The sequence below is a fragment of the Phocaeicola faecalis genome, assembly GCF_021730445.1.
In the GTDB taxonomy this organism is placed as follows: Bacteria; Bacteroidota; Bacteroidia; order Bacteroidales; family Bacteroidaceae; genus Phocaeicola; species Phocaeicola faecalis.
The window spans coordinates 1-334 of the sequence record NZ_JADNRM010000065.1 but is presented as its reverse complement, the minus strand read 5'-3'; the positions used below and the strand labels follow the sequence as shown (position 1 = coordinate 334).

Here is a 334-nt window from a genome sequence, read left to right as displayed (position 1 = left end):
GCTCACAGCCAACATTCCCAGGAGTAAGTGAGCGATTTGTCTTTTATAGGGAAACAGGTACTTGAAAAAGAAAGTCAGGCTGTTCCTGCCTTCCTTCTCTTTTTCGTCCTCGTGTTCATAGAATCGGGGGGCCGGTTCCAAGGCAAGTGCCGTTCCTTTTTCCTCCCCTTCCGCCCTTGTCACCAGCCAGCATTTCTTCATTTCCTCTTCGGTGTATATGACGTTCCGCGAGGCGGGGTCGGCTATATGGAACCTGCATCCCTTCCTTTTCTTCCTGATGTCATAGCACACCACGAAGTGGTTCTGGTTCCAGTGCAGGATGCACGGCAGCGGC

1 protein-coding gene is annotated in these 334 nt (G+C 52.1%); it reads right to left on the bottom strand.

Going from position 1 to position 334, the window contains the following annotated elements:
- Positions 1–334: cysteine peptidase family C39 domain-containing protein (locus tag IR173_RS18035; RefSeq protein ID WP_237040877.1), on the bottom strand; the 334-nt coding region annotated here is incomplete at both ends.